Annotated in this window: 11 protein-coding genes and 1 pseudogene; 9 read left to right on the top strand and 3 right to left on the bottom strand. The window is 69.5% G+C overall.

Annotated features, from left to right (window positions below):
* Positions 1–370: 370 nt before the first annotated feature.
* Positions 371–3,217 (bottom strand): M4 family metallopeptidase, encoded by a 2,847-nt coding sequence (locus PV679_RS02680; protein ID WP_319678568.1) that lies wholly within the window; start codon positions 3,215–3,217, stop codon positions 371–373.
* Positions 3,218–3,561: 344 nt separating this feature from the next.
* Between PV679_RS02680 and PV679_RS02675 the strand changes: the two genes are divergently transcribed.
* The 5 genes and pseudogenes from PV679_RS02675 to PV679_RS02655 all read left to right on the top strand — a co-directional run bounded on the left by PV679_RS02675 (position 3,562) and on the right by PV679_RS02655 (position 9,754).
* The gene (locus tag PV679_RS02675; RefSeq protein ID WP_319678567.1) at positions 3,562–4,620 is read left to right on the top strand and encodes a helix-turn-helix transcriptional regulator; all 1,059 of its coding nucleotides are present in this window, start codon (positions 3,562–3,564) and stop codon (positions 4,618–4,620) included.
* A gap of 189 nt (positions 4,621–4,809) precedes the next feature.
* Complete coding sequence (locus tag PV679_RS02670; RefSeq protein WP_319678566.1) at positions 4,810–5,217, top strand: hypothetical protein; 408 nt, start codon at positions 4,810–4,812, stop codon at positions 5,215–5,217.
* A gap of 256 nt (positions 5,218–5,473) precedes the next feature.
* A complete protein-coding gene (locus tag PV679_RS02665; RefSeq protein WP_319678565.1) occupies positions 5,474–8,476 on the top strand; it encodes a bifunctional [glutamine synthetase] adenylyltransferase/[glutamine synthetase]-adenylyl-L-tyrosine phosphorylase in 3,003 nt (1,000 codons plus the stop codon).
* A pseudogene (locus PV679_RS02660) lies at positions 8,469–9,386 on the top strand (transcriptional regulator); the annotation flags it as partial. The gene PV679_RS02665 and the pseudogene PV679_RS02660, both read left to right, overlap by 8 nt.
* A 2-nt stretch (positions 9,387–9,388) precedes the next feature.
* Complete coding sequence (locus PV679_RS02655) at positions 9,389–9,754, top strand: hypothetical protein (protein ID WP_319678564.1); 366 nt, start codon at positions 9,389–9,391, stop codon at positions 9,752–9,754.
* Positions 9,755–9,831: 77 nt separating this feature from the next.
* Here the strand turns inward: PV679_RS02655 and PV679_RS02650 are convergent, their stop codons facing one another.
* Together PV679_RS02650 and PV679_RS02645 are read right to left on the bottom strand one after the other, a co-directional pair.
* Complete coding sequence (locus PV679_RS02650; protein WP_416069647.1) at positions 9,832–10,650, bottom strand: phosphatase PAP2 family protein; 819 nt, start codon at positions 10,648–10,650, stop codon at positions 9,832–9,834.
* A gap of 289 nt (positions 10,651–10,939) precedes the next feature.
* Positions 10,940–11,995, bottom strand: coding sequence for a LacI family DNA-binding transcriptional regulator (locus PV679_RS02645; protein WP_319678562.1), 1,056 nt, complete (start codon positions 11,993–11,995; stop codon positions 10,940–10,942).
* A gap of 325 nt (positions 11,996–12,320) precedes the next feature.
* Between PV679_RS02645 and PV679_RS02640 the strand changes: the two genes are divergently transcribed.
* From PV679_RS02640 to PV679_RS02625, 4 genes are all read left to right on the top strand, one after another.
* Positions 12,321–13,595, top strand: a complete 1,275-nt coding sequence (locus PV679_RS02640) for an extracellular solute-binding protein (protein WP_319678561.1) — start codon at positions 12,321–12,323, stop codon at positions 13,593–13,595.
* Positions 13,596–13,614: 19 nt separating this feature from the next.
* Positions 13,615–14,625, top strand: a complete 1,011-nt coding sequence (locus PV679_RS02635; protein WP_319678560.1) for a sugar ABC transporter permease — start codon at positions 13,615–13,617, stop codon at positions 14,623–14,625.
* Positions 14,619–15,500, top strand: coding sequence for a sugar ABC transporter permease (locus PV679_RS02630; RefSeq protein ID WP_416069638.1), 882 nt, complete (start codon positions 14,619–14,621; stop codon positions 15,498–15,500). Before PV679_RS02635 ends, PV679_RS02630 begins: the two co-directional genes overlap by 7 nt.
* Before the next feature lie 114 nt (positions 15,501–15,614).
* Positions 15,615–17,306 (top strand): glycoside hydrolase family 13 protein, encoded by a 1,692-nt coding sequence (locus PV679_RS02625; protein ID WP_319678558.1) that lies wholly within the window; start codon positions 15,615–15,617, stop codon positions 17,304–17,306.
* Positions 17,307–17,396 lie beyond the last annotated feature (90 nt).

Below are 17,396 nucleotides of genomic sequence, written 5' to 3'. Positions count from 1 at the left end.
GACTCCACCTCACTTCCGGAAGAGCCCTCACTTCCCGATCACTTCCAGAAGGCTCCACTGGTTCAGCGTACTCGCGGCGCCGCGCCTGACACCGTCGTCCACCTGACCGCACGGATGCTCCCGGACCCTGCCTGAGCTGCTGAAACGCCGAGGAAGCCGACCGTATCCGCCACTATGCCGAAGCGAGCCGAAGCGAGCCGAAGCGAGCCGAAGCGAGCCGAACCGAGCCGAACCGAGCCGGGCCGAGCCGAACCGAACCGGGCCGAACCGAACCGGGCCGAACCGAGCCGGGCCGCGACTGGGCGAGCCGCCCTCCGCCACAGGGGAGGTGGCGGAGGGCGGCTCGGTCAGGGGCGTCGGTCCGGTGGTGTCAGCCGCAGCGGCCGGCCGGCCGGGCGCGGGTCACCAGGTCGGTGTCGCTGGTGGTGCCGTCGATCCACACCACGCGCCTCCCGGTGTCCGAGGCCGCGAACATCTGCAGGCCGCGGTTGCAGGAGACACGGCCCAGCGGCTCGCCGTCGAGGCCGTACTGCTGGAGCTTCGGCGACGTCTCGTTGCGGTAATCGGTGTCGGGCAGCAGGGTGGTGAGCGTGAGCGTGTCGTCCGAAGCGGTCATGTCCATCGCCCAGACCGCGTCCGCGGCGGACTCCGGAAGGACATCGACGACGTTCTTGCCCTTGAGGTCGGCCCTGCGCACCGCCGTGTGATTGTCGTCGTAGGCGGTCTCGTCGATGATCCAGTAGACGGACTTCGGAGTGAGGACGGGCTGGCCGATGCTGTACGGCGCGCCGGCCTCTCCGACCCGGGTCACCTTGCCGGTCTTCACATCGAGCAGCTCGACGCCGATGGTGGTCCATCCGTTGTCGTCCGCGTAGGACCTGGCGTAGGCGAGCTTGCCGTCCTTGAGCGTGGGCAGCCGGGAGTCGGTGATCCAGTGGGAGTTCGGGTCTTCGTCGACGGCCTTCGGGAGCTTGTCGCCGTCCCGGAGGTAGTTCACATGCCAGATGCCGTAGTCGTCGAGGAGTTCGAAGGCCACCGTGTCACCGGAGACGCGGAGATTCTGGATGTCGTAGTAGTAGGAGGTGAAGAGCGTCTTCGGAACGCCGCCGTTGATCGGGCGCGACATGATGCTGACGCCCATGGGTCCGTAGGCGGCCCACACCACACGCTTGCCGTCGGTGACCGGGTAGACGTTGTAGTAACCGTTGTTGTCACTGATCTGCTTGGCCGCGCCCTTGCCGTCGGTGCGGCCGGCGAAGACCGTGTACGGCGCGGAGCCGTCGTCGTTCGACTTGGACGTGGTCCACCAGCCGGCGTCGGCGTCAGCGCCCGTGCCGCTGATGTTCAGCTTGCCGAGCAGTGTGTCGGTGTCCATACCGAGCGCCTTCTCCCAGCCCGGCACGATGCCGTGGGCGTCGAAGGACTGCTTCACGGTCTTCAGTTGCGCGCTCTTGACGTCGAGGTCCTTGGCGGCCGCGATCACCGCGGCGCGTCCCTCGGTGAAACCGTCCAGCGGCGTCATGTACGAGGTGAGCGCACGGTAGATGATCTTGTCGGCGAGCTTGCCGCCCAGGTCCTCACGCATGTCCCAGAGCGCTCCGCCGAAGATGGTGGAGTTCAGGTGCACGGCGCCGCTGTCGATCTGGAACGACAGACCGAGGAAGTTCTTGGACGTGGTGGCACCGTCGTTGAGATCGCGCAGCGCGCAGTCGCGCGGCGCGGCGGTACGGCACAGGTCCTCACCGATCAGACCGGCGTTCGGGTCCGTCATCGCGACACCCGAGGCGGTGACGTCGATGGCGTTGCCGAAGTAGTCGGCCAGCGCCTCGTTCATCGCGCCCGACTGGCCGGCGTAGACGAGCGCGGCGGAGTTCTCGACGACGCCGTGAGTCATCTCATGACCGACGACGTCCGTGTCGGCCGCCATGGGCCGGTACTGCGAGTCGCCGCTGCCGTACACCATCTTCTGGCCGTCCCAGAAGGCGTTCACGAACGGGCTGCCGTACTCGGTCACGCCGACCAGGGAGTCGATGGCTCCGCCGCGGCCGTCCAGGCTGTCCCGGTCGTGCTGCTGACGGTAGTAGTCGTACACCTGGCCCGCGGCCCAGTGCGCGTCGACCGCTCCGGCCTCGGTCGCGTCCGCCGCGAAGGCGGGCGTGGGCGACGAGAAGAGCGCGATGCCCTCGGGCCAGACACCGGACGCCTGGGTGACATCGACATTCGACGCGTCCCAGGTCGAGATGGCCGCCTTGGAGGTGGCGCTCATCCGGCTGTAGTCCGTCATCACATACTGGCCGCTCGACGCGTCCTGCCGCAGGCCCAGCGTCACCTCACGGCCGTTGACGATCTTGCCGGAGCCGGTGACATCGGCGGGAGCGGCGCTGCCGCCGCTCTTCGGCGCCGCGCTCGCGGTGGCCTTGCCGGCCTTCTCGGCCGGGACGACACCCTGCGCCGCGAAGGTGCGCAGACCGCTGTACTGGAGGACCGGGAAGCCCGACTTGGCGTCGACGTACACCTCCTGCATCAGAGGCTCGCCGGTCGTCGGACTGGTCCCGGTGACCCGCACATGGCGGGTGAGCACACCGGCGCCGCGCGCGAGCACGACCAGGCCCTTGTCCACGCCCTGGAAGGTGCTCGCGGCCTTCGCCGCGCCGTTCTTGCGTACCGCGGTGCCCTTGGTCAGCGTGGCCGAGGAGCCGCGCCTGACGGCCTCGACGGCGCGGCTGACGGCGGTCTTCTCGGAGACGCTGGGCGTGGTGCCGACCGTGAGATCCGTGAAGTACTTGCCGGAAGTGCCGGTGACGGTGCGATTGCCGTTCTTCCGCTCCATGCGGACGACATACTGGCCGCCGAGGACCTCCACACCGCGGTGGCTCTGCTGGAAGCGGACGGTCTCCTGACCGCCGCTCTCCTCGGCCACCTCGGCGGTGCTCAGGTCCTGGTCCGGGTGCGGGATGGCGTACCGCGCGCGGCGGTCCACCAGATGTTCACGCGCGGCGTCGTCGGCGTCGGCGGACGCCTCGGCGGGCTCCGCGATCCCCTCGACGAGCGCGGGCGTCCGGGTGTCCGTGCCCGGTACGACCTCGATGGCGGGCGGCTGTTCGGTGCCGGCCGCCTGGGCGGGCAGCGCGGGAACAGCCATGGCGGCGGCGCCGGCGAGCGCGATCGCGAGGGAAACGCGTCTCTGTCTGGATATCCGGGCGTCGAGTCGTGGCACAGGGGCCTCCAACGAGCCGAAGTGACTTCGGCTCACGATGAGTTGACCAGGGGGAGTGGCGCGTCATTGCGCTGCGGCTCGGGCTCACCTTCGCCGCCGCGTATGGCGCCGGGCAAGGCCCGAGGGAGGGCGGGTCCGCGCACTTGCGCAGATGAGAAGCGCCAGCCGAGGCGCACTCCGGTCGTACGGCACAAGTCCCTCCGGCGGAACGGCGGATGTCTCCCGGACGCGGCGGCGATCGGCTGTAACAGGCCGCGGTTACGCTTCCTCGACGCTGGAGATCACTCATCGACGGCTGTCGGTTTACGTACCATCAGCCCCACGTTCACCAGGGGGGAGACGTCGTGGATTCGTCATCCGACGCGGCATGGGGAGCGGTCGGTCTGGCTCCGCTCACGGGCCGGATCCTGGAGCATCTCATCGGCCGTCCCGTACTGACCGAGGACGAGATAGCGTCCGCCGTGGAGTACCCGGCGGAGGAGATCGGCGAGGCGCTGCGCGCGCTGGAGAGCGAACACCTCGTGGTGCGGACGGGTATCCGGCCGACCCGCTGGGCCGCGGGCCCGCCGCGCTCGACGCTCGGAGCGCTGCTGGCCCGGCGGCGGCAGGAACTGGCCAGGACCGAGCTGTACATGGAGCGGCTGCAGGAGGCGTACCGCTCGGTGCCGTCCCGGCGCGTCACCTCCGACCTCTTCGAAGTCGTCGAGAGCGCGGATCAAGTCGCCGCGCGTTACGCGCAGTTGCTGGCGTCCAGCAAGCGCGAGGTGCTGCATCTGGCCAAGCCTCCGTATCTGCAGCGGTCACCGTCGCCGGTCCGCGCCGCCGGCACGGAGCCGGTCGCGGGCCCGCAGCCGAAGCCGGATCCCGACCCGCAGCCGCCGGAAGGCGTACGGCTCCGGTCCGTGTACGACAGCGACGGATTCACGGACGCGGTGTCCCTCAAGACCGCCGTACGCGGCACGGCCCGGGGCGGCCGGCTCCGGCTGCTGCCCGGACTTCCCATGAAGCTCGTGGTGTTCGACGACACCGCGGGCATGATCCCGCTGAGCAAGGCGGACCCGGCGGCCGGGTCCGTCATCGTGCACGCGTCGCCGCTGCTGGACGCGCTGACGGCACTGTTCGAAAGCCTGTGGGAGCGAGCGACTCCGGTGTCCATGGCGGGCACCGCGGAAAAGCTCCAGGACCGTGCACGAAGCGAGGAAGGCGGGCTGAGTGGACGCGCGCGGGACATCCTGGACCTCATGGCCGCGGGCCTGACCGACGACGCGATCGCCCGCGCGCTCGGGCTCAGCCGACGGACCATCCAGAAACACATCAGCGGCACGGCGGACGCGCTGGGCGCCCGCACCCGCTTCCAGATCGCGCTGCTGGCGCGGGAGCGCGGCTGGATCGGCCGGCGCTGAACCGGCCGGTGCGGCGGCGCGACCGCAGGAGGTGCTGGGCGCCGCGAGGACGGGGCCGTCGCTTGATTACCATGACCCGCGGTCGCATACGGTCGTGGGAGGACGAACATGGGCGAGAGAACTGATGGTCCGTCGGCCGGGCGGCGAAGCGCCGGGTCTTCGCGTCCCGCGCTGCGCCACCTTGGCGCCATGCATCTGAGCGGAGCCGTACTCCTGCTCACATTCTTGGTGCCGCCGTCGTGGATGCTGGACGCCGTCGACGCGACGCCGCCAGGTAATCCCACCGCGGACGCTCCCTTCTTCCTCCTCTTCGCCGTGCCGCTGACATGCGTGAGCTTCCACGTGATGGTGCAAATCCCGGCCGGGCTTCTGGGCACCTGGCTGGGCAGAAGCCGCACAACACCGCTCAAGTACGGGAGCGCGGTCGTCGTGGCAGGCGCACTGAGCTGGCTCCTCCTCTGGAGTCTGGAGCGGAACGCCTGGGACGGCATCGTGCCCGTGTGGGCTGACGCCATGGTGCGCGGATCACTGGGGCTGGCCGCGTACATGTGGGTCATGCGGACGCGGTCCGGATCCGTGCGGCCCGGACAAGCCTGAACGCCAGGCGCCGTGCTCCGTCCCGTGCGTCAGGTGTCAGGCTCGCTTCCTCCTCGTTGTCTCCGCCATGGGCCGGTGACCTGACGATTGACGAGCGCGCGCGGCTGAAGACCAAAACGTCCCGGCCGTCCGCGTGCCCTCAAGATGCGCGACCCCATGATCTGTGCGTGTACGCGGCCGGTCCCGCGCCTCTTCCTGGGGCTACGCTCGATCTCTGGGCTTTGGTCGGACGGGGACGCGGACAGGAGACGGCGATATGACGCTGCCGGGACGCAGGAGCAGTACGTTCATCCGCCTGCTGCGGCACGGTTTCACCGATCCTTCCGCCGCCGAGCGGCTGCTCGACCTTCCCGAGATGTGCGCCGTACGGTCCGATCCGCTGCTTCTCGACGCGCTCGGCGCGACCGCCGATCCCGATCTGGCCCTGCGCGGGCTCGTCCGGCTCGCCGAGGCGGCGCGGCCCGAGGAGCGCCGGATCCTGCTGGACACGCTGGTCACGGCGAAGCCGCTGCGGGACCGGCTGCTCGGCGTACTCGGCGCGTCCGAGGCGCTCGCCGACCATCTCGCCAGACATCCCGAGGACTGGCGCGTTCTGGTCACCTATGAGCTGGCGGACCTGCATCCCGGCGTCGAGGAGTTCGAGCGCGGTCTCGCCGGCGCCAATGATCCCGTCTCGCTGCGGATCTCCTACCGCCGCTGTCTGCTGGCCATAGCGGCCAGGGACGTCTGCGGCACGACCGATGTCGCCCAGACCGCCGCCGAACTCGCCGATCTCGCGACCGCGACGCTGCGCGCCGCGCTGGCGATCGCCAAGGCCGCCGCCCCGGAGGACGCCGTCGCCTGCCGGCTCGCGGTCATCGCGATGGGCAAGTGCGGCGGCCATGAGCTGAACTACGTCTCGGACGTCGACGTGATCTTCGTCGGCGCGACACCGGAGACCGCGGAAGAGGGCACCGACGAGGGAAAAGCCATCCAGGCCGCGACCCGTCTCGCCTCCCATCTCATGCGGATCTGTTCCGAGTCGAACAGCGAAGGAGCCATCTGGCCCGTCGACGCCAACCTGCGGCCCGAGGGCCGCAACGGGCCACTCGTACGGACCCTGAGCAGCCATCTCGCCTACTACCAGCGCTGGGCCAAGACCTGGGAGTTCCAGGCACTGCTCAAGGCCAGAGTGGTGGCCGGAGACCCGGCGCTCGGCGCGGAGTACATCGACGCCGTGTCGCCGCTGGTGTGGCAGGCCGCCGAGCGCGACCACTTCGTGTCCGACGTCCAGAAGATGCGCCGCCGGGTCATCGACAACATCCCGGCCGGACAGGCGGAGCGTGAGCTGAAGCTCGGGCCCGGCGGACTGCGGGACGTCGAATTCGCCGTACAGCTCCTCCAGTTGGTCCACGGCCGCAGTGACGCGACACTGCACAGCGGTTCGACACTCGAAGCGCTGGAGGCGCTGGCGGCGGGCGGCTATGTGGGAAGGGCCGACGCGGCGCAGCTCGACGAGTCGTACCGCTTTCTGCGCGCGATGGAGCACCGCCTCCAGCTCCACCGGCTGCGGCGCACACACCTCGTGCCGGAGGACGAGGACGACCTGCGCCGCCTCGGCCGCTCGCTCGGGCTGCGCAACGACCCCGTCGCCGAACTGACCAGGGCCTGGAAACGCCATACCGCGGTGGTACGGCGGCTGCACGAGAAGCTCTTCTACCGGCCGCTGCTCAACGCCGTCGCGCAGCTCGCACCCGGTGAGATCCGGCTCAGCACGAGAGCGGCGGGACAGCGCCTCGAAGCACTCGGCTACGCCGACCCGGTGGCGGCGCTGCGGCACCTGGAGGCACTGTCGTCAGGAGTGAGCCGCAAGGCGGCGATCCAGCGGACGCTGCTGCCGGTGCTGCTCGGCTGGTTCGCGGACTCGGCCGATCCGGACGCCGGGCTGCTCAACTTCCGCCGGGTCTCGGACGCGCTCGGCAAGACACCCTGGTATCTGCGGCTGCTGCGGGACGAAGGAGCAGCGGCGGAGAATCTGGCGAGGGTGCTGTCGGCCGGGCGGCTCGCGCCCGACCTGCTGCTGCGCGCGCCCGAAGCGGTCTCGATCCTCGGCGACCCGTACGGACTGACACCGCGCGGCCGTGCCGCGCTGGAGCAGGAGGTGCTCGCCGCGGTCGGACGCGCGGAGACGGCGGAGGGCGCGGTCGCCTCGGCGCGCGGAGTGCGCAGACGGGAGCTGTTCCGTACGACGGCCGAGGACATCATCGGCTCCTACGGCACGGAGGACAGCCCGGCCGAGCAGGACCACGGCGCGCTGGTCGACCGGGTCGGGAACGCCGTCACCGATCTGAACGCGGCGACGCTGGCGGGCGCGCTCCGGGCCGTCGTACGCGAGCGGTGGGGCGACACGCTCCCGACCCGGTTCGCGGTCATCGGCATGGGCCGCTTCGGCGGCCATGAGCTGAGCTACGGCTCCGACGCGGATGTGCTCTTCGTGCACGAGCCGCGCGCGGGCGTCGACGAACACGAGGCGGCGCGCGCGGCGAACGAGGTGGTCGCCGAGATGCGGCGGCTGCTGCAAGTCCCTTCCTCCGAGCCGCCGTTGCTGATCGACGCGGATCTGCGGCCGGAGGGCAAGAGCGGCCCGATGGTCCGTACGCTCGCCTCCTACGAGGCGTACTACCGGCGCTGGTCGCTGGTCTGGGAGAGCCAGGCGCTGCTGCGGGCCGAGCCCATGGCGGGCGACGCGGATCTCGGCCGCCGCTTCATCGAGCTGATCGATCCGCTGCGCTATCCGGCGGAGGGACTGGGCGAGGACGCGGTGCGGGAGATCCGCCGCCTCAAGGCGCGGATGGAATCGGAGCGGCTGCCGCGCGGCGCCGATCCGACGCTCCACACCAAGCTGGGCCGGGGTGGTCTCTCGGACGTCGAGTGGACCGTCCAGCTCCTTCAGCTTCAGCACGGCTGGGCGGAGCCGGGACTGCGCACCACGAGCACCCGCGAGGCTCTCGCGGCGGCCCACGCGGCGGGTCTGCTCTCGGCCGAGAACGCACAGATCCTGGACGACGCCTGGGTCCTCGCGAGCCGGGTGCGCAACGGTGTGATGCTGGTCCGGGGCAGGCAGGCCGACACCTTCCCGTCGGACGGCCGTGAGCTGGGCGCGATGGGCCGCTATCTCGGATACGGCCCCGGCCACATCGGCGACATGATCGACGACTACCGCCGGACGACGCGCAGGGCGCGCGCGGTGGTGGAGGAGCTGTTCTACGGCGCGGCGTGATCCCGTAGCCGACTTCCTGCGCATGAACAGCCACCTCTGGCAGGTCTACCAGCTCGCCCGCGCGAAGGGCTCCGTGTACCCGATCGTTCGGGAGCAGCTCGTGGCCCTGAGCAAGGCGCTGGACGGGCGCTCGGACACGCAAGTTCAAGCTCTGTGCGGCGCGGCGGGCGACCTCTTCCAGCTCGCCGGAGAGCTGGCCTTCGACAGCAACCGTTACACAGACGCCGCGGCGTCCTACACGCTCGCCGCGGCGGCGAGTAAAGACGCGGGCTCGTTCGACCTCTGGGCCTGCTCGCTGGTGCGGCACGCGTACATCGACATGTACGAGCGCAGATACAAGGAAGCCGCAGGCATCCTGTCGGCTGCCGAGAGGCTCGCCGGACGAGGAGACAGCTCGCTGTCCACACGCCATTGGGTCGCCTCGGTCCAGGCCGAGGCGCATGCCGGTCTGGGTGACCTGGCCGCCTGCGAGCGTGCCCTGGACGAAGCGGAGAAAGTGCGGGACCTGACGTCTCCCGGTCACAACGGGGGATGGCTGCGCTTCGACGGCTCGCGGCCGGCCGAGGAGCGGGGTGCCCGATACGTACAGCTCGGCTGTCTCGACCTGGCCGAAGAGGCGCTCAAGAGCGCGCTGGACCAAGGTTCACTCGCGAGAGAAGGATCCTCGTTGCGACGCCGTGGGGCCGCGTTGACGGACCTGGCCGCGATCGGAGCCAAGCGGCGCGACCCGGACCAACTTCTCGTCTACGGCCGTGAGGCACTGCGACTCGCCAGGGAAACATCCTCCGGGTACGTCGCCCGTAGACTCCGCAACCTGCGAACCGAGTTCGGCCCCTTGGTCCGCGACCACCGCGTCGCTGAGCTGGACGCCGAGATCGGCGCACTGAGCATCACGCGACGAGAGGGGTAAGCATGCCGCAGACCGAGGACGGCCGCCTGTTCCGGGAGACGTGGATCGCCGGCGTACGAGCGCACTTTCCCGGTGAGCCGAAGCCCGGCTACGTGACTCCTTGGGAGGACACCCCGGAGTGGGAACGCCAGGCGGCCGCCGCCGTCCAGGGACAGGTGCGACAGTTCCTCCTCGTCAGCGAGGGGCATGCTTCGCGGCTGTCACGCGAGCAGAAGGGCTGGTTCGTCGCGACGTGCTGGACCGCCCAGATGTTCAAGCACTTCGAAGCCCCCAAGCCGGGCTACGTGGCTGACTGGCCGGACCTCCCCGACTGGCAGAAAGAGACCGACTCGGACATTTTCGAGGCGGTCGAGAAGTCCATCGAGTGAGTTTGCCGACCGGCGCGGCGTGATCCCGCCGCCGGCCGCGCGGGCCGTGTATCCCAGGTCCCGGCGCGTCCACGGCGTCAGGCCGTCAGCGGCCGGCGTCCGTGCTCTCGTCGTCGGCCGGGACCGACCTGGCGCGGGAGCCGGTACGGCAGCTCGCCGTACCAGGCGTACGAGATGCCGAAACCGAACGCCAGGCAGACCATGCCGCCCACGGCGTCCAGCCAGAAGTGGTTCGCGGTGGAGACGATCACGAGCAGGGTGACCGCCGGATAGAGCAGCCCGAGTATCTTCGCCCAGGGCGCCGAGGCGAGCGCGAAGACGGTCACGCCGCACCACAGGGACCAGCCGATGTGCATCGACGGCATGGCCGCGTACTGGTTCGACATGTTCTTCAGGTCGCCCGAGGCCATCGAGCCCCAGGTGTGGTGGAAGGCGACCGTGTCGACGAAGTGTCCTCCGGTCATCAGACGCGGCGGTGCCAGCGGATACAGGTAGTAGCCGAGCAGTGCGACGACCGTGGTCGCGAAGAGCACCAGCCGGGCGGCGGCGTAGCGGCCGGGATGGCGGCGGAAGAGCCAGATCAGCACACTGATGGTGACGATGAAGTGCAACGTCGCGTAGTAGTAGTTCATGGCCACGATCAGCCAGGTCACCGAATTGACGGCGTGGTTGACGGACTGCTCGACCGCGATCCCCAGGGCCTGCTCCGTCTGCCAGATCCAGTTGGCGTTGTGCAGCGCCTTGACGCGCTGCTCCGGTACGGCGTTACGGACCAGGGAGTACGTCCAGTAACTGACCGCGATCAACAGGATTTCGAACCAGATCCGCGGGCGGCGAGGTGACCGGAGGCGCCACAGCCGGACCCGGCCGCGGTTCTCCTCCTCGGCGCTCACCACGAGGGTCGCGCCGGCCGGCGGCGCGTCAGTCTCCTCGTCGGTGATGAGTGACGGGGCGGCCGTCCGGCCTTCCCGTGTCTTCACGGTCGATTCACCCGTCTCTCCCGGTGCAGTACTCTGCCTCCCCGCCCTTGGGCGGCGTCAGGGCCCGGCCGTCACGAGGCCTTGCCGAGCCAAGTGAGAAGCCACCCCATTCATGAGGTGGAGGAGTCACAGCGAGAGAGTCTGCCAGATTCCCCGCCACCGACCGATCATCCCCCGGTCGGGTTCGTGCCGCATTCGGTACACCCTAAAGTCGACCGCGCCGCTCCGTCGACCCGAGGGGTCCCGGAGCCGGCCCGGAAGCGGTTGAACCACGAACCACCAGCTCCGGCATGAACACGAACTCGCTGTGCGGAGCGGGTGTGCCACCGATCTCCTCCAGGAGCGTGCGTACCGCCGCCTGGCCCATCGACGGCACCGGCTTGCGGATCGTCGTCAGCGGAGGATCGGTGAACGCTATGAGCGGTGAGTCGTCGAAGCCGACCACCGACAGATCCCTGGGCACCTCCAGACCGAGCCGTCTGGCCGCTCTGATCGCGCCGAGCGCCATCATGTCGCTCGCGCACACCACCGCCGTACAGCCGCGCTCGATCAGCGCGGTGGCGGCCGCCTGGCCGCCCTCCAGAGTGAACAGCGACTGCTGGATCAGCTCCTCCGTCTCCTGCGCGGAGAGGCCGAGCAGCTCCTGGACCGTGGCCCGGAAGCCCTCGATCTTGCGGAGCACCGGCACAAAGCGCTTCGGGCCGACGGCGAGCCCGATCCGCTGGTGGCCCAGCGAGACGAGATGGGTCACCGCGAGCCTGACGGCCGCCCGGTCGTCCGGCGATATGAAGGGCGCCCGGACCTTCGGCGAGAAACCGTCCACGAGGACATACGGCACGCCCTGGGTGCGGAGCTTCTCGTACCGGCTCATGTCCGCCGAGGTGTCGGCGTGCAGTCCGGAGACGAAGATGATGCCGGAGACGTCCCGCTCGACGAGCATCTCGGTCAGCTCGTCCTCGGTGGATCCGCCGGGCGTCTGGGTCGCCAGCACCGGCGTGTAGCCCTGCCGGGTCAGGGCCTGGCCTATCACCTGGGCCAGGGCCGGGAAGATGGGATTCTCCAGCTCCGGCGTGATCAGGCCGACCAGACCGGCGCTGCGGCGGCGCAGCCGTACGGGACGCTCGTAGCCGAGGACGTCGAGTGCGGCGAGAACGGATTCGCGGGTGGTCGCGGCAACCCCGGGCTTGCCGTTCAGTACGCGGCTGACCGTCGCTTCGCTGACCCCCGCCTGGGTTGCGATATCGGCAAGCCGTGCGGTCATGGGAGTGGACTGTACCGGGCGTCTGTCGGATTGCACACCGGCTGCGGAAACCGGCCGTCGCGGCAAGGCCCTGCAAGATCTTGCGAAACCTTCCTGCGGTGCTCGTGCCGGCTGCTGAGGCCCCGACAGCCTGCGTAAACCGTCTCTGCCAGGTGATGTGAGTTCCCGTCAAGAGTCTGGTCGGCGCGGGCAGGGCACGCAGGTGTAACGATCGGCAGCTCTTGCGGAAATATTCCGCAAGGTCTTTCGGCCTTCTTTCATCGCTGTTACCTTCACGTCCGACCCGGCGCCGCAATGGAGCGGTACGGCAGTTGAAGGAGTTCGGATGCGACGTGGCATAACGGCCACCGCCCTGGCCGCGACCCTGGTCCTCGCGGCGACCGCCTGTGGCACTGACGAGGAGTCAGGCGGCGGCAAGAGCTCGGGCGGCGAGCTCTCGGGAACGGTCACCTGGTGGGACACCTCGACCGTCGGCAGCGAGGACAAGGTCTTCAAGAAGCTCGCCGAGGACTTCGAGAAGGTCCACCCGAAGGTCGACGTCAAGTATGTGAACGTGCCCTTCGGCGACGCCCAGAACAAGTTCAAGAACGCGGCGCAGTCCGGCTCCGGCGCTCCCGACGTGATCCGCTCCGAGGTCGCGTGGACACCCGAGTTCGCCGATCTCGGCTATCTCGCGCCGCTGGACGGCACACCGGCGCTCAAGGACGAGAAGGACTTCCTCGGGCAGGCCGCCGCCTCCACGGAGTACGACGGCAAGACCTATGCCGTGCCGCAGGTCATCGACTCCATGGGCATCTTCTACAACAAGAGGATCCTGAAGGACGCCGGCGTCGAAGTCCCGGCCACCGTCGACGAGTTGAAGTCCGTGTCGAAGACCGTCAAGGAGAAGACCGGCAAGACCGGCCTGTATCTGCGCGGCGACGACGCCTACTGGTTCCTGTCGTTCCTGTACGGCGAGGGCGGCAACCTGGTCGACGCCGAGAGCAAGACCGTCACCGTCGACAACGCGGCCGGCGTGAAGGCCATGACCGTCGTCAAGGACCTGGTCGACTCCGGCGTCGCCAAGACCGATGCCACGGACGGTTTCGAGAACATGCAGACGGCCTTCAAGGAGGGCGAGGTCGCCATGATGATCAACGGCCCGTGGGCGATCGCCGACACCTACGGCGGCCCGCAGTTCAAGGACCGCGCGAACCTCGGCATCGCGCCCGTACCGGCCGGCTCCGCAGGACAGGGCGCGCCGCAGGGCGGTCACAATCTCGCGGTCTACGCCGGCTCCAAGAACCTCGACGCCTCCTACGCGTTCACCGAGTACATGACGTCGGCGGCGAGCCAGGCCAGGGTCGCCGAGGAACTGAACCTGCTGCCGACCCGTACCTCCGTCTACTCCCGGCCGGGCGTCGCCGACAACGAGATCGTCAGCTTCTTCAAGCCCGTCGTCGACAAGGCCGTAGAGCGTCCCTGGATCCCCGAGACCGGCAGCCTGTTCGCGCCGCTGGTGACCGAGTACACCAAGGTCCTCACCGGCCAGGCCACACCGGAGCAGGGCGTCACGGCCACCGGCGACGCCTACCGCAAGCTGCTCAAGGGCTGGAAGTAACAGGAAGGCGGGCCGGCTGATGGCTGTCCACACCAGCCAGTCGGTGGCGCGGGCCGCGGGCGACGACATCGTCCGCGGCTCCGGCCCCGGCTCTGGCAACCCACCCGGCAGGCTCCGGCGGGGCCTCTCGACGCACTGGTACGCCTGGACCATGGTCGCGCCGGTGGTGGCCGTGATCGGCGTGATCATCGGCTATCCGCTGGTCCGCGGCGTCTATCTGTCGCTGACCGACGCCAACGAGCGCAATGTCGAGCGCCATATCGGCGTCAACCATCTGCCCGCCACCTACGAGTTCATCGGCCTCGGCAACTACACCGAGGCACTGACGGGCGGCCAGTTCCTCGCCACCCTCGGCTGGACACTGGTGTGGACGTTCTCCTGCGTCAGCGTGACCTTCGCGCTGGGCCTCGCCCTGGCGAACATCCTCAACCGCCGGATCGCCGGCCGCTCCGTCTACCGGATGCTGCTGATCCTGCCCTGGGCCGTACCGGGCTTCGTCTCCGTCTTCGCCTGGCGCTTCCTCTACAACGAGGACCGCGGATTCCTCAACAAGCTGCTGGCCGGCGGCGGAATCGACGCCGTGCCCTGGCTCAACGACCCGGACTGGGCCAAGTTCTCCGTCATCGCCGTGAACATCTGGCTCGGCGTGCCGTTCATGATGGTCGCCCTGCTCGGCGGACTCCAGTCCATCCCCGGAGAGATGTACGAGGCCGCCGAGATGGACGGCGCCAGCGCCTGGCAGCGGTTCTGCCACATCACCATGCCGGGGCTGCGCTCGGTCAGCACGACGGTGATCCTGCTCTCCACCATCTGGACCTTCAACATGTTCCCGGTGATCTTCCTGCTGACGCGCGGCGGCCCCGGCGAGGCCACTCAGATCCTGGTCACACAGGCGTACAAGTTCTCCTTCGAGATCAGCCCGCGCGACTTCGCGCAGTCCTCCACCTGGGGCGTGCTGATCCTTGTCCTTCTGATGCTCTTCGCCGCGGTCTACCGGCGAGTCCTCCGTCAGCAGGGAGATACGTGGTGACCACCGCCGCACGCCGTCCCGTCTCCAAGGCCGCTCCCGGGATCCCGCGCCGCGGCCGGCGCTCGCCGCTGGCCTCGGCCGCGCTGCACGCCACCCTCGTCGTGGCGTCCGTGACAGCCGTCTTCCCGGTGCTGTGGGTCTTCCTGACCTCACTCAAGCCGCCGAGCTACGCGACGACCACGGACTTCTTCAAAGAGACGACCTTCGAGAACTACACCAAGCTGCTGCGGGACACGCCGTTCCTCACCTGGTTCGGCAACTCACTGCTCATCGCGGGCCTCACCACCGTGCTCGGTGTGTTCGTGGCGGCCACCACCGGCTACGCCGTCAGCCGCTTCCGCTTTCCCGGCAAGCGCGGTCTGATGTGGACCCTGCTCATCACCCAGATGTTCCCGGTCGCCGTCCTCATCGTGCCGATCTACAACATCATGGCGGGCCTCGGACTGCTCAACAATCCGGCCGGTCTGGTGATCACGTACCTCACCATCGCCGTGCCCTTCTGCGCCTGGATGATGAAGGGCTTCTTCGACACCATTCCGATGGAGATCGACGAATCCGGCCAGGTCGACGGGCTGACGCCGTTCGGCACCTTCTTCCGGCTGATCCTGCCGCTGGCGAAACCGGGCCTCGCGGTGACCGCGTTCTACTCCTTCATCACCGCCTGGGGCGAAGTGGCCTACGCCTCGGCCTTCATGGTCGGCGACGAGAACCTCACTCTCGCCGGCGGCCTCCAGAAATTCGTCAACCAGTACGGCGCCCAGTGGGGCCCGATGACCGCCGCGTCCGTACTCATCGCCGTTCCCGCCGCTCTCGTCTTCCTCTTCGCCCAGCGCCATCTCGTCACCGGTATGTCGGCCGGCGCCGTCAAGGGCTGACCGGCGCCGGCCCGCGCGCCGGAATGTCCCACCGCATCACCGCGCACCACGACGGCGGCCCGTGGCCCATCGGGTCCCGGCGCCGCTTCCCATCGCAGACACTCCAGGGATGACATGACCCAGCACCTCGCCGCCCCTCTCACCGGCCCGTCCGACGACGCCCCGGGCGACCGCTCGGGCTGGTGGCGGGACGCGGTCATCTACCAGGTCTATCCACGCAGCTTCGCCGACGGCAACGGCGACGGAATGGGCGATCTCGACGGCGCGCGCCGCCGTCTGCCGTATCTCAAGGAGCTCGGCGTCGACGCCGTCTGGCTCAGTCCCTTCTACGCCTCTCCGCAGGCCGACGCCGGCTATGACGTCGCCGACTACCGGGCCATCGACCCGATGTTCGGCACCCTGCTGGACGCCGACGCGCTGATCCGCGACGCCCATGAGCTGGGCCTGCGCGTCATCGTCGACCTCGTACCGAACCACTCCTCCGAGGACCACGAATGGTTCAGGCGCGCGAAGCGGGAGGGCCCGGGATCCGCGCTGCGCGAGCGCTACCACTTCCGGCCCGGCAAGGGAGCCGCCGGTGAACTCCCGCCCAACGACTGGGAGTCCATCTTCGGCGGTCCCGCCTGGACCCGTACCACCGACCCGGACGGAACGCCCGGCGAGTGGTATCTGCACCTCTTCGCTCCCGAGCAGCCCGACTTCAACTGGGACAACCCGGCCGTCGCCGACGAGTTCCGCTCGATCCTGCGCTTCTGGCTGGACATGGGCGTGGACGGCTTCCGCGTCGATGTCGCCCACGGGCTGGTCAAGGCGGCGGGACTGCCCGACATCGGCGGTCGCGGACAGCTCAGGCTGCTCGGCAGCAGTGACGAGGGCCTGCCGTTCTTCGACCAGGACGGAGTGCACGAGATCTACCGGAGCTGGCGCACGATCCTCGACGAATACCCCGGCGACCGGATCGCCGTCGCCGAGGCATGGACCCCGACCGTCGAGCGCACCGCGAACTACGTGCGTCCGGACGAGCTGCACCAGGCGTTCAACTTCCAGTATCTGAGCACCTCGTGGGTCGGTCCGGCGCTGCGCGAGGTCATCGATGTCTCACTCGCCGCGATGCGCCCGGTCGGCGCTCCCGCCACCTGGGTGCTGTCGAACCACGACGTGACCCGGCACGCCACCCGGTTCGCCGGCCCGCCCGGCGGCGGCACCCAGACACGCGAGCCCGGCGACCGGACGCTCGGACTGCGGCGGGCCCGCGCGGCGACGCTGCTGATGCTCGCCCTGCCCGGCTCCGCGTACATCTACCAGGGCGAGGAACTCGGGCTGCCCGATGTCACCGATCTGCCCGACGAGGCCAGGCAGGACCCGTCGTACTTCCGCGCGAGCGGCCAGGACGGCTTCCGCGACGGCTGCCGGGTCCCGATCCCCTGGACACGCACGGGCAGTTCATACGGTTTCGGCACCGGCGGAAGCTGGCTGCCGCAGCCGGAGAGCTGGGCCGCGCTCAGCGTCGAGGCACAGACCGGCGACCCCGGCTCGACCCTGGAGCTGTACCGGTCGGCGCTGGCCGTACGCCGGGAGCATCCGGGACTGGGCGCGGGCACCTCGGTGCGGTGGCTGGACGCACCCGACGGTGTGCTCGTCTTCGCCCGGCCCGGCTTCGTCTGCACGGTCAACACGACGGACAGGGCCGTACGGATCCCGGTGCGCGGGGGCCTGCTGCTGGCGAGCGGCCCCATGCCGGCCGGTCCCGGTACGCCCGGCGAGACCGAGCTGCCGGCGGACACCACGGCGTGGTGGACGGTGTGACGGCGCCGCTCCGCCGGAGCGACGCCCGCCGCCGGCCCGACGACGCCGTCCGCGGGCGGCCTTGAGGGCGGAGCGCGTCGCGACGAGAGA

The organism is Streptomyces sp. AK02-01A, assembly GCF_033795305.1.
Lineage (GTDB): Bacteria > Actinomycetota > Actinomycetes > Streptomycetales > Streptomycetaceae > Streptomyces.
Note: the sequence above shows the minus strand (reverse complement) of the source record. Positions and strands in the feature narration are given on the sequence as shown.